This is a genomic window from Pseudoxanthomonas sp. z9, from assembly GCF_006542425.1.
GTDB lineage: Bacteria > Pseudomonadota > Gammaproteobacteria > Xanthomonadales > Xanthomonadaceae > Pseudoxanthomonas_A.
Genome location: NZ_VFID01000014.1, coordinates 305,808 through 321,168, shown reverse-complemented (window position 1 = coordinate 321,168; position 15,361 = coordinate 305,808). Strand labels below are relative to the sequence as shown.

Here is a 15,361-nt window from a genome sequence, read left to right as displayed (position 1 = left end):
CCGCGACTTCAACCAGTCGCTGGTGCGCATGCTGCAGTTGCGGCTGGGCTCCTACGACGACGCCTGGGAGGTCGCGCAGGAGGCCTATGCCAAGCTGCTGAACCTGGGCAACGAAACCACCATCAGTTTCCACCGGGCCTACCTGTTCCGGATCGCGCAGAACCTGGCCACCGACCTGCTGCGCCGCCGCGCCCATACCGAGCAGCCCGCGCCGGACGGCGTGGACCTGTGGCCGGATCCGGGCACCAACCCGGAACGCTCCGCCAACGCGGCGCAACTGGTGGAACGGCTGCCCGCCCTGCTGGCCGAGCTGCCGTACAACTGCGCCGAGGCTTTCCGGCTGGTGAGGGTGCAACAATTGAGCTTTGCCGATGCGGCCGGCGTGCTGGGTCTGACCGAACGCATGGTCCGCATCCATGTGGCGCGCGCATTGACGTACTGCCAGGAACGCCTGGACGGCATCACGGACGAGTGGGAGGAAGAACAATCATGAACCCGACATCCACGGAGCCGCGCAAGACGGCCCTGCGCGAGGCCGGCCACTGGCTGCTTCGCATGCAGGAAGAGGATGTTCCGTCGACGGAACTGGAAGCCTGGTGCGACTGGATGGCCTCGCCGGCCAACGCCGCGGCCTTCGACGATCTGGCCGCGTTGTGGGAAGCGGCGGGAACGCTGGATTCGGACACCGTGTTGCGCGCGCGGGCCGCGCGCAGCGTCCAGCCCGCGGCCTCCCCGTCCCGGTCCGCGCCTTCCGTCACGGCGCCGGCCCGGCCCTTGCGTCGCCGCTCACGTCGCGGCTGGGCATGGGCCAGCGCCGCCTGCGTGGCGTTGGCCGTGACGCTCGCCTGGTTCCTGATCCCGCGCGGTGCGCCGGAAGACCCGTCGCAGTCCTTCGCCACCGGCATCGGCGAACGCCGCCAGATCACCCTCGCCGACGGTTCGATCCTGGAACTGGATGCGGCGTCCGAAGTCAGCGTCCGCTACCACCCCGACCGGCGCGACATCGAACTGCGCAACGGCCGCGCCTACTTCCAGGTCGCGCACGCGCCCGATCGGCCGTTCGTGGTCGATGCCAAAGGCGTCCTCAGCCAGGCGCTGGGTACCCGCTTCAGCGTGGCCGAACATGGCGATCGCGAAGTGACGGTGGTGGTCGACGAAGGCCGCGTCCAGGTCAGCGCAGCCGGGGACGGGCATGTTCGCCGCTACCTGGCCACCGGCAACCAGCGGATCCGCTACAGCCTTGCCAATGGCCTCCAGCCCCCGCAGGCCGTCAACGCGCCGCTCGCCACTGCGTGGCGGCAAGGCGCCGTGGTCTACCAGGGCGAACCGCTGGACAGCGTGATCACCGATCTCAACCGCTATTCGCGCGTCCCGATCCGCCTGCAGGATCCCGCCCTGGGGCAACTCAAGGTCACCGGACGCTGGGAGGTCGCCAGCATCGACCGCTGGATCGACGGCCTGGCCAAGGCGCTGCACCTGGACGTCCGGCGCAGCGAAGGCGAGATCTTGCTGTCCAGCGACGAACCGCAGAACAATCCGGTGAAGCGTCCCGCAGTGCCTCCCGGAGACGGCGCTCCCTGATCCGGAACACAGTCCTTGCCAGCCGCCGTTGCCGCCACTGTCCGCCATTGCATGCGCCCTCCGGCGCCGGCGTGGTGGACGGAGCTTTCCGGCTGGCGGCGGCGGGGCGGACTGGCGCTGCTGTGGCTGGGCTTCTGCCTGTCGGCGTGGGCGGCGCCCTCGCCACGCGTGGCCTTCCGTATTCCCGCGCAACCGCTGGACGAGGCCCTGCTGAGCTTTTCACAGCAAGCCGGCCTGCCGCTGGCGGCCGTCGGCGATCTGGGTGGCGCGCGCCGCAGCCCCGGGGTCAGCGGGGTGATGACGGTGGAGGCGGCGCTGGAACGCCTGCTGGAAGGCAGTGGCTACGCCTTTAGCGTGGAAGGCGGGGTGATCACCGTGTCGCCGCGCGCACCGGCACGCGCGGAACAACCCGCACCGCAGCCGATCGCGCTGGTCGCGCCCACCAGCACCCTGGCGCCGCTGGTGGTGTCGGCGCGCAAGCGCGACGAGCGCTGGATGGACGTGCCGATGGGATTGTCGGTGCACGAGGGTGAACGCATCGAGGCGCTGGGCCTGCAGAACGCCACCGACGTACTGCGGCTGACGCCCGGCGTGGCCGCGGTCGACGCCGGCGCCGCCTTCACCCAGGTGCAGATCCGCGGCATCTCCAGCTCATTGGGCGGCAACGACAACGGCTACTACCTGGACGACATTCCCTTCACCGGCGTCACCGTGCCGTGGCATCCGGACACGCGCGCGTTCGATCTGGAACGGGTGGAAGTCTTGAAGGGCCCACAGGGCACGCTGTTCGGCGAAGGATCGATGGGCGGCACCGTGCGCATCCTCACCCGCGCGCCGGAACTGGATCGGTTTTCCGCCGCTGTGCAAGTGGGAGCATCCAGCACCGAAGGCGGCGCCGACGGGGGCATGGGCAAGGCGATGGCCAACCTGCCGCTGGTGCCGGACCGGCTCGGCCTGCGCCTGATCGCCACCCGCGAAACGCTGGCCGGCTGGGTGGACACGCCCGACGGCGGGCGCGACATCAATCCGCAGCGCGTCACCACCCGGCGCGCGCGCCTGCGCTGGTCGGCCAGCGACACCTGGATGACCGATTTCAGCCACATCGGTTCCACCACCCTTGCCGAGGGCGGCGGCTACGCGGCCACCGATGTCCTGCAGACCAACGCCTATCAGGACACGCGGTCCCGCTGGCGCGCCAACAGCATCAACAGCAGCCTGGAACTGCCCGCCTCGCGGCTATTGCTGGTGGTGTCGGATGCCCGGCTCGAATACCTGATCGACGGGATGCTCACGCCGACGTCCACGCTCGGGGGGACCCTCGACATCAACGTGGACAGCGCGGAGCTGCGCTGGAGTTCGCACGGCGCCGGCCCGCTGGAGTGGATCGTCGGCTATTCGCATCGCGAAGCACTGCGTCGCGATGCGCTGTTCGTCGATGGCGAATACGCGGTGGCGCGGCAGTCCAACCGTGCGGACGCATTGTTCGGCGAACTCACCCTGACACCCCGGGATTCCGCCTGGTCGACCACCGCCGGATTGCGCTACTTCACCGACGAGGTCAACGGAACGGCACTGTCCTCGACACGCGACACGCGCCTGCGCTCGACCTTCCATCGGCTTACGCCGCGGATGAGCGTCAACCGACGGTTTTCGGATCAACGCACGGTTTATGCCAGTGTCGCTGGCGGATTCCGCTCGGGTCAGTTGCAGCCGGCCGACTCGCAGGCCGCCGCGCTCGCCGCCGGGATCACCCTGCCCTCCACGCTGCCACCCGATTCGCTGGTGTCCTACGAAATCGGACTCAAGCAGATCACCGCCGGTGGCCGCCTGCTGGTGCAGGGCGCTGCGTTCCACACCCGTTGGCATGACCTGCCGGTGCGGGTTCCGATCGACGGCACACATAACGGATTGATCAATTCGAACGGCGCGATCGTGCGGGGCGTGGAACTGGGGATGAGCTACGCGCCCGCGGCGCAACTGCGGCTGGAACTGGGTGCGACCTGGCTAGACGCCCACTATGCCGCCGACGTACCGGGCACGCCGCTGCACCGCGGCACCCAGATCTACAACGTGCCCCGCACCAGCCTCTCGGGCACCGCCACCTATGCCTGGCCGATCGGGCCGGACATGAACCTGACCGCGGCCAGCCGCGCCAGCTATCACTCGCGCCGCCAGACCGGCCTGGTCGAAGGCGATGAAGGCGACGCGATCCTGGATCTGGGCCTGCGCCTGGGCCTGGAATCGGCGCGCGGATGGAGCAGTTATCTGTACGCGGACAACCTGCTCGACGAACAGGGCGCGGTGGATGGCCGCGCCCCGTACGGCAATGCCACCCGCCTGCGTCCTCGCAGCTACGGCATGGAACTGCACTACCGCTTCTGACCTCCCGCCGCCGGTGCGTGCGCGCCGTGCCCATTTCACTTTTGTTGCACCGGTTCGTCATGGCGAAGAGTGACCTGCAGGCGCGAGGGGATATCCGCGCCTGCCGGCCTCGCCGACCGTCATCAACCGGAGCCCATCCATGTCGTCCACGAAGCCACGTGCCACGTCGCGTCCCGTTTCCCCGATCCGCAATCATCTGGCCGCCGCGATCCTGCTGTCGCTGATCGGCGCGCCCGTCCACGCCCAGCAGGCCACCGCGACGCCCGATGGACAGGCGTCGGCGCAAACCTCCGAAGCGGTCGATCTGGGCGCGGTCACGGTCACCGCGCGCAAGCGCGACGAGCGCCAGATCGACGTGCCAATCGCCATCACCGCGGTGACCGGCGAGCAGATCGATGCGATGGGCCTGCGCAACGTGGTGGATGTCATCAACATCACCCCCGGCGCTTCCTCCATCGATAGCGGCGGCGCCTTCACCCAGGTGCAGATCCGCGGCGTTTCCAGCTCGCTGGGCGGCAACGACAATGGCTACTACGTCGACGAGACGCCGTTCACCGGCGTGACCGTGCCCTGGTATCCGGACACGCGATCCTTCGACATCGACCGGGTGGAAATCCTCAAGGGTCCGCAGGGCACGCTGTTCGGCGAAGGCTCTATGGGCGGCACCGTGCGCATCCTCACCCGCAAGCCGGAGTTCAACCGTTTCGGCGCCGGGGTGGAACTGGATGGTTCGCGCGTGAGCGGCGGCGGCGATGGTCGCGGCGCCAAGGCCTACGTGAACATCCCGCTGGTGGACGACCGCCTGGCCCTGCGCCTGGCGATCACCGACGAGCGCACGCCCGGCTGGATCGACAACACCAACACCGGTGCGAAGAATGTCAACGACAACGACATCCGCACCTGGCGCGCCAAGGTCCGCTTCGCGCCGACCGAACGCTGGAACATCGACCTCGCCTACTGGAAGTACCGCTCCGATTCCGAGGCCGCCAGCAACAGCGCCTACGACGACGGCACCAACAACTCGTTCCTGGCCAGCCACAACGAATGGGACTCCGCCAGCCTGACCAGCACCTACGAACTGGATACCTCGCAGATCGTCTACACCTTCTCCGACGGCAACCTCAGCTATCCGCAGACCGGCGAGCTGGCGGCGGGCATTCCGCTGGACGCGGCGATCGACATCGGCGTGCGCACCCATGAGCTGCGCTGGGCCTCGACCGGCGAGCATCGGCTGGATTGGACGGTCGGCTATTACCTGCGCAAGGCCGATCGCGCGGACGTGCTGGACATTCCCGGCATCCTGACCAGCAACTCGCGACAGACCAACGACGCCCACGCGATCTTCGGCGAGGCCACGCTCAAGCTGCCCAATCCGGCCTGGGCGGTGACCGCCGGCCTGCGCTACTTCAAGGACAAGGTCGACGCCGCCGACGCCGCTTCCGATGGCAGCGTGTCCACGCTCAACGCCACCTTCGACAGCTGGAATCCGCGCCTGAGCCTGTCCTACAAGCCGTCGGACAGCACCACCTTCTATGCCTCGGCCGCGCGCGGATTCCGTTCCGGACAGTTGCAGCCGATCGGATCCATCAAGCTGGCCGAACAGTACGGGATCGCCCTGCCCTCGCAGATCTCCGCCGACTCGATCTGGACCTATGAACTGGGCGCCAAGTCGGTGCTGGCCGATGGCAAGTTGCTTCTGGAAGGCGCGGTCTTCTACAGCGACTGGGAGGGCGTCGCGGTGCGCGTGCCGATCACGCCGGAGATCAACGGCCTGACCAACTCCGACGGCACCCGCAACAAGGGTGTCGAACTAAGCGTGACCTACAACCCGGTCCGCGCGTTGACCCTGCAGTTCGGCGGCAGCTGGGTCGACGCGACCTACTCGGCCGACGTGCCCGGCACGCCGCTGCATCGCGGCACGGCGGTCTACAACGTACCCAAGACCAGCCTGAATGCCTCGGCCGCCTACAACTGGGACGTCGGCGCGAACCTGCGCGGCGTGGCCTCGGTCAACGTGCACCACGACTCCGCGCGCGAAACCGCGCTGACCGCCGGCACGCCGGGCGACGCGCTGACCCTGGCCGGCGCGCGTATCGGCCTGGAATCGCCCGCCGGCTGGGGCGTGTACCTGTACGGCAACAACCTGACCGACGAGGACGGCGCGATCAACGCGCGCGGCGCGAGCGAGTTCGATTCGGACGGAAATCTGATCCGACTCGGTGCATCCAATCGCCCGCAGCCACGCACCTTCGGCGTGCTGTTCCGCTACGACTACTGATGCGTCCCATTTCCCATCACACACTCGCTCACCGGAGATCCGATCCCATGACGATCACGCAACGAATGCTGCCCGCGCTCGCGCTGGGCCTCGCGCTTTGCCTGCCCGCGGCATCCCGCGCCGCCGATGCCGACGCGCTGCAATGGCTGGAAGACCCGCACGGCGCCCAGGCGCTGGCCTGGGCCCGCCAGGCCACCGATCAGGCACGCACCCGCCTGGGCGCGCTGCCCTCGCACGCCGCCGTCAGCCGCGAACTCGGCTCGGCGCTGGCGCAGGCGCCGGCCGAACCGGACCAGTACCTGCTCGGCGAACGCGCGGTGCGCCTGTATCGCGACGCCGCGCATCCCTATGGCCTGCTGCAGACCGCCGCGCGCGATGCGCGGGGCGTGGCCGGCGCGTGGAAGACCGTGCTGGATGTGGCCGAGCTGCGCAAGCGCGAAGGCATTCCGTTCGAGCTGCAGGTCTACAGCTTCGGCTCCAGCTGCCTGGCGCCGGAATACGCACGCTGCCTGCTGCGGCTCTCGCCCGGCGGTGGCGACGAAGTGGAAATCCGCGAATTCGATCTCGCCACCGCGCGCTTCGTCGACGGCGGTTTCCGGGTCGGCAAATCGCGCGCGTTCGCCGAATGGATGGACGCGGACCAAGTGCTGGTCGGCCACACCCTGGGCGACCAGCCCAAGTCGCTGGCTGGATGGCCGGCGGCGTTCGGCCTGTGGAAGCGCGGCCAGGCGCTGGCGGACGTGAAGCCGGCGTTCCAGGGCCAGCCGGGCGATGCGATCGTGCAGGCCACCACCGTCGGCACCGATCAGGTGCAGGCCGTATTGACCCGCGCAATCGACTATTCGACCTTCGAGGTCAGCCTGGTGGACGCCAGCGGCGCGGCACGCACGCTGCCGCTGCCACAGGCAATCAAGCCGTTCGGCGTGCTGGCGACCTCCGCGCGCCACATCGTGGTGCAGTTGGCCAAGGACGCGACCATCGAAGGCCGGCCATATCGCGCCGAAACCGTGATCGCCTATGACGCCGATCCCGCCACGCCGGAAGGCAAGCGCGTGTCGGCGGTGTACGTGCCGGCGGCGGACGAGTTCGTCGACGCCGGTTTCGGCGGGCTGGCGGCCACGCGCGACGAGGTATTCCTGATCATCAACCAGCACCTGCGCCAGCGCGTGGTCGCCGCGCGCGACGACGACGGCGATGGCCGCTGGACCACCCGCAAGGTGCTGGACGTGGCGGCCGGCGACACCGTGAACCTGCGCGCGGACGAACGTGATCGCCGCGAACTGGCGATCTCGGTCGCCGGCTTCGTCACGCCGCGCAGCCAGTACCTGCTGCGCGACGACGAGCCGCAGCGCCTGCTCGCCCAGGACCCGGTGCTGATGGACGGCGCCGGCTTCGTCACCGAAATCGGTTCGGCCACTTCGCGCGACGGCACTTCGGTCGACTATTTCCTGCTGAAGCCGCGCCATCCCAAGTCCGGTCCGCAGCCGCTGCTGATGACCGGCTACGGTGCCTTCGGTATCTCGGTGCGTCCGGGCTACTTCGACGCCACCGTCGGCGGTCCGGCCTTGAAACTGTGGCTGGAGCGCGGCGGTTCGCTGGCGATTCCGGCGATGCGCGGCGGCGGCGAACGTGGCGCAGCCTGGCACACGGCGGCCATCCGCGAGAAGCGGCAGAACTCGTACGACGATTTCATCGCCGTCACCGAGCACCTGATCCGCAGCGGCTTCACCGCGCCGGACCGGATCGGCATCTTCGGCATGTCCAACGGCGGCCTGCTCACCGCGACGCTGGGCACGCAGCGACCGGATCTGTTCGCGGCCGTGGTCAGCGACGTACCGCTGACCGACCTGGTGCGGATGCGCCACATGGGCATGGGCGCGGCATGGATGAACGAGTACGGCAATCCCGACGTGCCGGAACAGCTCGCCGCGATGCTCAAGTATTCGCCGTACCAGAATATCCGCGCGGGCACGCGCTATCCGCCGTTCCTGGTCACCATCTCGACCGAGGACAACCGGGTCGGCCCCGGCCATGCGCGCAAGCTCGCCCACCGGCTGGCCGATGCCGGCGCCACCACCTACTTCTACGAGGACGAGGAAGGCGGGCATGGCGTCAGCGACGCCCTGCGCAATCCGGAACTGATGGCGCTGCGGATGAGTTTCCTGATTGACCGGCTGATGCCCGCGAACTGACGGCGCGCACCGCACTCATCCGGAAAAAAAGGGGCCCGCGCGATGCGGGCCCCTTTCTGCATTCACCGCAGGAACCGGCTTGCCTCACACCACCGGCGTACGCACCAGCAACTGCTTGGCCAGCCAGCCATGCACCTTGCCCACGCCGCGCGCCAGGTGCAGGGTCGCGAACAGCAACAGCACACCGGAAGCGCAGACGAAAGGCAGCAGCCAGGGAGCGTCGTAGGCCAGGTTCCAGTCGTCGAACCAGATGCCGGCATGCGGCAACAACAGCGCCAGCGGCGCGGCGGCCAGGCCCAGCGACAGGCTCAGCAGGGTCACCGCCACGGTGAAGTACAGCACGCCCAGCGGCTGCATCAGCAGGAAGTACAGCATCGCCGTCCAGGTGCCACCGTCGGTGAACATCTCCTTGATCCGGGTCAGCCAGGGCTTGTCGCGCTGCGTGTACAGCGGCCGGCGCGGCATGCGTTCGCCCAGCAGGGCTTCGACGATGCGGCCTTCCACCAGCGACAGCACCCGCACCGAGGCCAGGAACAGCATCAGCAGCGGGATGCCGATGATCAGGATCAGCAGGCCGACCGACAGGCTGGCGCCGGTGACCACCCAGGTGAAGTAGAAGATGCCGGTCGCCAGCGACAGCAGCATGTAGAACAGCGCGCCATAGGTGCGCGGATCCGCCGCCACGCCGAAGAAGCGGCCAATCGCCGAGCGGCGCTTCGGCGGTGCGGGCGGCTTGAGCGCGCGGGTGACCGTCACTTCGGTTTCCCGGTAGATATCGGCGACTTCCTCCGGGGCACCGTAGCTCCCCGCGACCGAGGCGATCACCTCGGCTTCGCTCTTGCCGGCCTGCTCGGCCAGTTCCGAACGCAGGTACTCCTCGGCGTCATACAGGGCGTCCTGGATCAGCGCCGGATCGGCGCCAGCCAGCGCGGCCCGCAACTGCTCCAGGTATTCGGGGATGGAAGTGGGAAGACGCGGCGTGGTGGTGGTGTTCATGCGGATATCCCCGACAGGACGGAATCGACGGAATCACGGGTGGCGCGCCAGGCGGCCGCCCAGGTCTGCAGGGTCTCCCGCCCTGCCTCGGTGATGCGGTAGTAGCGTCGCGGCGGACCGGCGATGGAAGGCTCGACGAAACTGTCGAGCAGCGCGGCCCCCTCCAGGTTGCGCAGCACCGGATACAACGCGCTCTGCTTGCCGCTGAGCACGCCGTCGCCGACCCGCTCGAGTTGCTTGGCGATCAGGTAGCCATACATCGGTTCGCTGGCCTGGGCCAGCACCGCCAGCAGGGCGAGCGACACCGTACCGGCGCTCAGCTCCTTCTGGAACTTCTTCAGGTAGGTATCGGCTTCCACCATGGCGGTCTCCGGGTACTAGCGTGGAGACGATGCTATTGCGAAGTTGACTATAGTGAATGTGCTATTAGTCATTGGGCCGGATGGAGCCCCTGTCGTGCCACGCCGACCGGCGCTGCCTCAGGTCCGGCGGCGCCATGTCCGCCCGCAGGCCCGGCATACGCTGGCCCGGCCACCCCGTCCGTCCATTCGTTCCGGCCCCAGCAGGCCGCCGCACTGGCACAGCAGTCCGGTCGCCTCGCGACGTCGCCACAAGCGGAGCGTCGCTCCCGCCCCCAACAGGCAGGCCAGCGCGAACAGGGCGTAGGCCGCCCAATTCCAATCGGCGCTCGCGTCCACACGCGTCGCGCCGGCCCGGACCTCCGGCATCGCCAGCGATGCCAGGAACGCGGTCATCAGCGCCAGCGCGGTCGGCAGGTAGGCCCGCACCACGCTCCAGTCCCATCGTTGCATCCCGCTTCTCCTTCGCGAACCGGATGCCGATTCTCCGCAGGCGGGTCGCGCGAGTTGAGACTGGATGCTCGCACCGACCACCGGGACAGGCCGCCAAGGACAACCGCTGTGCGTAGAATCCGGACATCCCATTACCGGAACGGATCGCCCATGTCCCTGCGCACCACCCTGCTGGCCTCCGCCGTGGCGCTGGCCGCCGCCCTGCCGCTGTCGGCCGCCGAACCGGCCAAGTACCGCAGCGCCCAGGAAATCCTCGACGCCTCGCCGGCCGGCGACTGGCGGACCCTGGATCCGGCCAACACGCTGTACATGGAACTGGAAAGCGGCCGGGTGATCATCGAGCTGGCGCCGGCGTTCGCGCCCGAGCATGTCGGCAACATCCGCACGCTGGCGCACGAGGGTTTCTGGAACGGCCTCAACATCTACCGCTCGCAGGACAACTGGGTGGTGCAGTTCGGCGATCCGACCGAGGATGAAGCCAAGCGCAAGTCGATCGGCACCGCCAAGGCCAAGCTGCCGGCGGAGTTCGAACGCAAGGCCGAAGGGCTGCGTTTCGATCGCCTGCCAGACGCCGACGGCTGGGCGCCGCAGGTCGGCTTCGTCGACGGCTTCCAGGCCGGCCGCGATCCGGCCACCGGCCAGGCCTGGATGGCGCATTGCTACGGCACCCTCGGCGCCGGCCGCGACACCGCGCCGGACAGCAGCAACGCGACCGAACTGTACGTGGTGATCGGCCAGTCGCCGCGCCAGTTGGATCGCAACATCACCGTGGTAGGCCGGGTGGTGAAGGGGATGGAACTGCTGAGCGTGATCAAGCGCGGCCCGGATCCGATGGGCATGTACGACAAGCCCGCCGACTACACGCCGATCAAGGCGATCCGCCTCGCCAGCGACGTGCCGGAAGCCGAGCGCACCGCGCTGCAACTGCTGCGCACCGATTCGAAGACCTTTGCCGAGGCCACCGAGGCGCGCCGCAACCGCCGTGACGCCTGGTACGTGCGGCCGGCCGGCCACATCGATCTGTGCAACGTGCCGCTGCCGGTGCGCGCGCCGAAGCAGGGCTGAGGTTTCTCCGGCGCCGGCTGACGCCGCCCGCCGATGGCCCCTCTCCCTTCCGGAGAGGGGCTTTGCATTTCAGGACGGGACGCCGCGCCGGCATCCGACCAACGGCCGGGAACAGGCTTGACAATGCCGGTGGGCGCACCCGATATTTAACCAATACGTTAATTGGTTAAATCATTACATGGCCGTCGACCGCATCTTCGAAGCGCTGGCTTCCCGCCCCCGCAGGGAAATCCTCGCCTACCTGTCCGCGCAGGAACTGACCGCCGGCGAGATTGCCGAGCGCTTCGAGATGAGCGCCCCGGCCATCTCGCGGCATCTGTCGGTACTCGAGAACGCCGGGCTGGTCAGCAGCGAGCGGCGGGGCCAGTACGTGTTCTACCGGCTGGTGCCGGACAGCCTGGTCAATACCCTCACCGGCTTCGCCTTCGAGATCTGCCCCACCGCCGGGCCGCTGAAACGCGAAGCGCGCCGGCGCACCACCAAGGCCCGCTGAGTTCCCCTCGCCCGCAGCACGACAGGATTTCACACCATGGCCAGCCCCCCCGAACCGGTCGCCACCTTTCCCCATGCGCGCATCCGCTCGCGCACGGGAGGACTTCCGGTGGAGGTGTTCCTGATCGCGCAGCTCGGTCACGGCGCCGGTGACCGCATGTATGCCGAAGCCGCCGCGCGCCAGCGCGCCCATCCCCATTTCATCGACGAACTCGACGAACCCTCGACCAAGCTGGCCGGCACCGATTTCGACAAGGGCGACGCCACCGCGCTCTATACCTTCGCGGTGGGCCCGCAGGGCCATCCCTTCCACCGCCACGCCGGCCACCGGGTGTTCACCGCGGTCACCGGCAGCGCCGGCGCGCTGCTGCGCTTTTCCACCGCTTCCGACACGCAGATCGCCGCCGATCCGCACAGCTTCATCGACGCGCTGCATCATGTCCGGCTGCCGCCGGACAGCCTGTTCACCGTCCGCTTCGGCGATGGCGCCTGGCACCAGTTCGCCGCGCCGCACGCCGGTTCCACCCACCCGGTGTTCTTCGCGCTGTCCTGCCATACCGACGAACTGGGTGGCCCGTTGCCGCAGGCCGAACGCGAACGCGTACTGAGCGGCGAGGCCAATCTCGCTTCGCTGACCGAGTTGCTGCCGGATGCGGTGCTTGCATTGCTGGAGGACATGCCGCCGGACACCACCACCATTCCTACCGTCGCGCTGGCCTTCGACGCCGCGCCCGGCAGCTCCCGGCAACGCCTGTGCGCGCGGTTCCGCGGCGTGCTGGGCAACCTGCGTGGCGCGCTCTCCCGCTGGCGGCATGCACGCGGCTACATCGCCGGACGCGGTCCGCGCGTGAGCGCGCTGGCGGAACCTCCCCCGCACTCGCTGCTGCGCGGGGAGCTCGCGGATGAATTCCACCACCAGGACACCTTCGTGCTGAGCGTGCGTGGAGAGGGATTCATGGGCCTGCGTGCGTCGCGGGTGCTGGCCGATGTGCTGGACGGCTTCCTGCAGCATCGGCCTGCGGGCGTCAGCGCGTTGATGACACTGCGCAACGTGCTGGTCAGGCCGCTGCGTCTGCGCACCTCGCCGCTGGGCTGCCCGGTGTCATCGCTGCTGTCGCCGCAGCGTGATCGATTGTTCCTGGACCGCTTCCCGGTGCTGGCGCAGCAGGTGATACAGGGCGACCGCCTCGCCGAAGTGGTGCTGGGCGCGGACGATCGCCATCTGGTGTTCCGCTCCTGCGTGGGTGTGCGGATCGTGTCCGACGATCGCATCGACATCAGCCTCGGCACCCGCGTCCGTTGCAGCAACCTGTTCGGCCATGCGTACCTGACCTTGATTGACCGCGTGCACCGCAACTACGTGGCACCGGCGATGCTGCGCGCGGCGGTGGAGAAGGCGGCCGAGCGCAGTGAAGTGCTGGTCGCCAGCGATGGGTTGTTTGCCTGACTTCCGGTCCAGGCCGGGTTACTTCGCCAGCGCCTCGTCGATGGCACGCTGCGCCAACGGCGCCATCACCGCATAACCTGCAGGCGTGGGATGCACGCCATCGGCGGCCAGGCGCGCATCCATCCCGCCTTCGGCATTGCTCATCGCGCCGTGATAGTCGAGGTAGACCGCGCCGATGTCGCGCGCATAGCTACGCATCCAGGTGTTGAGATCGCGGACCTTGCCGGCCGGATGCAGGCCGGGTCGCCACGGATAGTCGCTGACCGGCAGCACCGAGGCCAGTACGACGCGAATGCCGTTGGCCCGCGCCAGTTCAGCCATCGAACGCAGGTTGTCCTCGATCATGTCCAGCGTGGCCGGGCCGGTGTTGCCGGCGATGTCGTTGGTGCCGGCAAGGATGACGACAGCAGCCGGCTTCAGGGCGATCACGTCCTGGCGGAACCGCACCAGCATCTGCGCGGTGGTCTGCCCGGAGATGCCACGATTGAGATAGGGCTTGCCGGGAAAGAACGCGGTGCCGTCCACGCGTCCCCAGCCATCGGTGATCGAGTCGCCATAGAACACCACCCGCTGTTCGCCAGATGCCGGTAGCGGCAGCGCCGCGTTGTCCTCGCGGTAGCGCGCCAGTTGCGGCCAGTCGACCAGGCGCTGCTGGAGCGAGGCGATCTGTTCCAGATTCAAGGATGCCGATGGCGCCACGAACAATGGATCAACCGCCTGTGCGGTTGCGTCCTTCCCGTCCTGCGCGCTCACCGGCACCTGCGCCAGCAAAGCGAGCGCGAGCACCGTCCATCCCCCTGCCAGCCAACGTTTCATCGCATGTCCCGGAAACCGATTCCGCCGGCAGTGTACGCCGGCACAGCCGGAACCGGTCGGGCCTGTTGTCAGGCGTCGCCTTCGGCCCGCTTGTGCGCTTCCCGGATGATGCGTTTGTTGCGGATGCGCACCGCGCCAACCATCAGCAGGCGCAGATCGCGCACGATGTAGTCGGCCAGCGCGGCGTCCTCGATGTCGTCGCCGTGTAGATCCAGGCGGAAGTCCTGCCCTTGCAGGCCACCGCCATTGCTGAAGTCGATCTCGAAATCGAACACCACCCGCTTCTGCGCGGCCGTCGCGATGTCGTTCATGGCTTCGGCGCCCGCTGGCTGAAAGCGACGCTGCCCAGGATCAGCAGGCCGGCGGCCAGCATCGCCGGGGTCACCGGCTCGCCCAGGAACAGCCAGGCGAAGGCCGCGCCGAACAGCGGCACCAGGTAGGTCACGGTCGCCGCGCGGGCGGCGCCGATGCGCTGGATCAGGCGGTAGTACAGCAGGAAGGCATAGCCAGTGCAGAGCACGCCGATCGCGATCGCGCTGCCCCAGGCCAGCGGCGAGATGGCGTTGGTCGGCCAGTGGGTGGCGGCGAACGGCGCCAGCAGCAGCGCCGAGCACCCCAGCGTGGCCGCGGCCGCGGCCGCTGGCGGAATGCCGCCCAGGTGGCGGCGGACCAGGTTGACGCCCACGCCATACAGCAGCGCGGCGGTCGAGCCGGCGATCACCGCCATGCCGACACTGATGCCGCCCGCCTTGCTGGTCGCCAGCAACACCACGCCACCGAAGCCGACCAGCAGCGCGATGGCACGGCGGGTGCCAATCTTTTCGCCGAAGAACAGAAAGCCGATCAGCGCGGCGAACAGCACCGTCATCGCGTTGCAGATCGCGCCGATGGCGGCCGGCGAACGCTGCGCGGCCCAGGCGAACAGCAGGAACGGGATGGCCGAGTTGATCAGCCCGATGATCGCCAGCTTCGGCCACATCGCGCGGGTGAACACCGCGCGGTCGCGCCACAGGAACGGCAGCAGCACCAGCGCGCCCAGGGTCAGCCGGATATCCACCAGCGCGAACGCGCCGAAGGGTTCGGCCGCGATCCGCATGAACAGGAACGAGCTGCCCCAGATGGCGCCCAGGACCAGCAGTTCGATCGGAGTCCGCCAGTCACGTGCCATCCCGCCTCCCAGCGAACCCGCCTTGCCCGCGTCCGCCACCGCGCCGTCGCCCGCCATCGCCGTTCACCTGTTTTGTGTCTCGGCCATTCTGGCGCGTCCCACATCGCCCGCAAGCGCATATTATGCGAGTGA

14 protein-coding genes are annotated in these 15,361 nt (G+C 68.6%); 8 read left to right on the top strand and 6 right to left on the bottom strand.

Annotated elements, in window-relative coordinates; translation table 11 throughout:
* The 5 genes from FG323_RS17640 to FG323_RS17620 all read left to right on the top strand — a co-directional run.
* Window positions 1-493 (top strand): RNA polymerase sigma factor (locus FG323_RS17640; RefSeq protein ID WP_141456013.1); only part of this gene is annotated, 493 nt, incomplete at its 5' end.
* Window positions 490-1,581 carry a FecR domain-containing protein gene (locus tag FG323_RS17635; protein WP_141456012.1) on the top strand — a complete coding sequence of 364 codons (1,092 nt, stop codon included), beginning with the start codon at window positions 490-492 and terminating at the stop codon, window positions 1,579-1,581. The genes FG323_RS17640 and FG323_RS17635, both read left to right, overlap by 4 nt.
* Window positions 1,582-1,596: 15 nt before the next feature.
* Window positions 1,597-3,963 (top strand): TonB-dependent receptor, encoded by a 2,367-nt coding sequence (locus tag FG323_RS17630; protein WP_141456011.1) that lies wholly within the window; start codon window positions 1,597-1,599, stop codon window positions 3,961-3,963.
* Window positions 3,964-4,102: 139 nt separating this feature from the next.
* Window positions 4,103-6,241 (top strand): TonB-dependent receptor, encoded by a 2,139-nt coding sequence (locus tag FG323_RS17625; RefSeq protein WP_141456010.1) that lies wholly within the window; start codon window positions 4,103-4,105, stop codon window positions 6,239-6,241.
* A gap of 47 nt (window positions 6,242-6,288) precedes the next feature.
* Window positions 6,289-8,433 carry a prolyl oligopeptidase family serine peptidase gene (locus tag FG323_RS17620; RefSeq protein WP_141456009.1) on the top strand — a complete coding sequence of 715 codons (2,145 nt, stop codon included), beginning with the start codon at window positions 6,289-6,291 and terminating at the stop codon, window positions 8,431-8,433.
* Between the two features lie 84 nt (window positions 8,434-8,517).
* Here the strand turns inward: FG323_RS17620 and FG323_RS17615 are convergent, their stop codons facing one another.
* From FG323_RS17615 to FG323_RS17605, 3 genes are all read right to left on the bottom strand, one after another.
* A complete protein-coding gene (locus tag FG323_RS17615) occupies window positions 8,518-9,429 on the bottom strand; it encodes a sensor domain-containing protein (protein ID WP_141456008.1) in 912 nt (303 codons plus the stop codon).
* Entirely contained in the window at window positions 9,426-9,791 is a 366-nt protein-coding gene (locus FG323_RS17610; protein ID WP_141456007.1) for a PadR family transcriptional regulator, read from the bottom strand. Before FG323_RS17610 ends, FG323_RS17615 begins: the two co-directional genes overlap by 4 nt.
* Window positions 9,792-9,908: 117 nt before the next feature.
* Complete coding sequence (locus FG323_RS17605) at window positions 9,909-10,241, bottom strand: hypothetical protein (RefSeq protein ID WP_141456006.1); 333 nt, start codon at window positions 10,239-10,241, stop codon at window positions 9,909-9,911.
* A 150-nt stretch (window positions 10,242-10,391) separates the two neighbouring features.
* Between FG323_RS17605 and FG323_RS17600 the strand changes: the two genes are divergently transcribed.
* The 3 genes from FG323_RS17600 to FG323_RS17590 all read left to right on the top strand — a co-directional run bounded on the left by FG323_RS17600 (window position 10,392) and on the right by FG323_RS17590 (window position 13,245).
* Window positions 10,392-11,306, top strand: coding sequence for a peptidylprolyl isomerase (locus FG323_RS17600; protein WP_141456005.1), 915 nt, complete (start codon window positions 10,392-10,394; stop codon window positions 11,304-11,306).
* 178 nt (window positions 11,307-11,484) lie between these two features.
* On the top strand, window positions 11,485-11,799 hold the full coding sequence (locus FG323_RS17595; RefSeq protein WP_141456004.1) for a metalloregulator ArsR/SmtB family transcription factor: 315 nt from the start codon (window positions 11,485-11,487) through the stop codon (window positions 11,797-11,799).
* 36 nt (window positions 11,800-11,835) lie between these two features.
* Window positions 11,836-13,245, top strand: a complete 1,410-nt coding sequence (locus FG323_RS17590) for a DUF2867 domain-containing protein (RefSeq protein ID WP_141456003.1) — start codon at window positions 11,836-11,838, stop codon at window positions 13,243-13,245.
* 18 nt (window positions 13,246-13,263) lie between these two features.
* On the opposite strand, the gene FG323_RS17585 is transcribed toward FG323_RS17590, so the two are convergent.
* The 3 genes from FG323_RS17585 to FG323_RS17575 all read right to left on the bottom strand — a co-directional run bounded on the left by FG323_RS17585 (window position 13,264) and on the right by FG323_RS17575 (window position 15,229).
* Window positions 13,264-14,061 (bottom strand): SGNH/GDSL hydrolase family protein, encoded by a 798-nt coding sequence (locus FG323_RS17585; protein ID WP_141456002.1) that lies wholly within the window; start codon window positions 14,059-14,061, stop codon window positions 13,264-13,266.
* A gap of 68 nt (window positions 14,062-14,129) precedes the next feature.
* Window positions 14,130-14,372: a cyclase gene (locus FG323_RS17580; RefSeq protein ID WP_141456001.1), complete on the bottom strand. Its 243-nt coding sequence runs from the start codon at window positions 14,370-14,372 to the stop codon at window positions 14,130-14,132.
* Window positions 14,369-15,229 (bottom strand): DMT family transporter, encoded by an 861-nt coding sequence (locus tag FG323_RS17575; protein ID WP_181444279.1) that lies wholly within the window; start codon window positions 15,227-15,229, stop codon window positions 14,369-14,371. Before FG323_RS17575 ends, FG323_RS17580 begins: the two co-directional genes overlap by 4 nt.
* Window positions 15,230-15,361 lie beyond the last annotated feature (132 nt).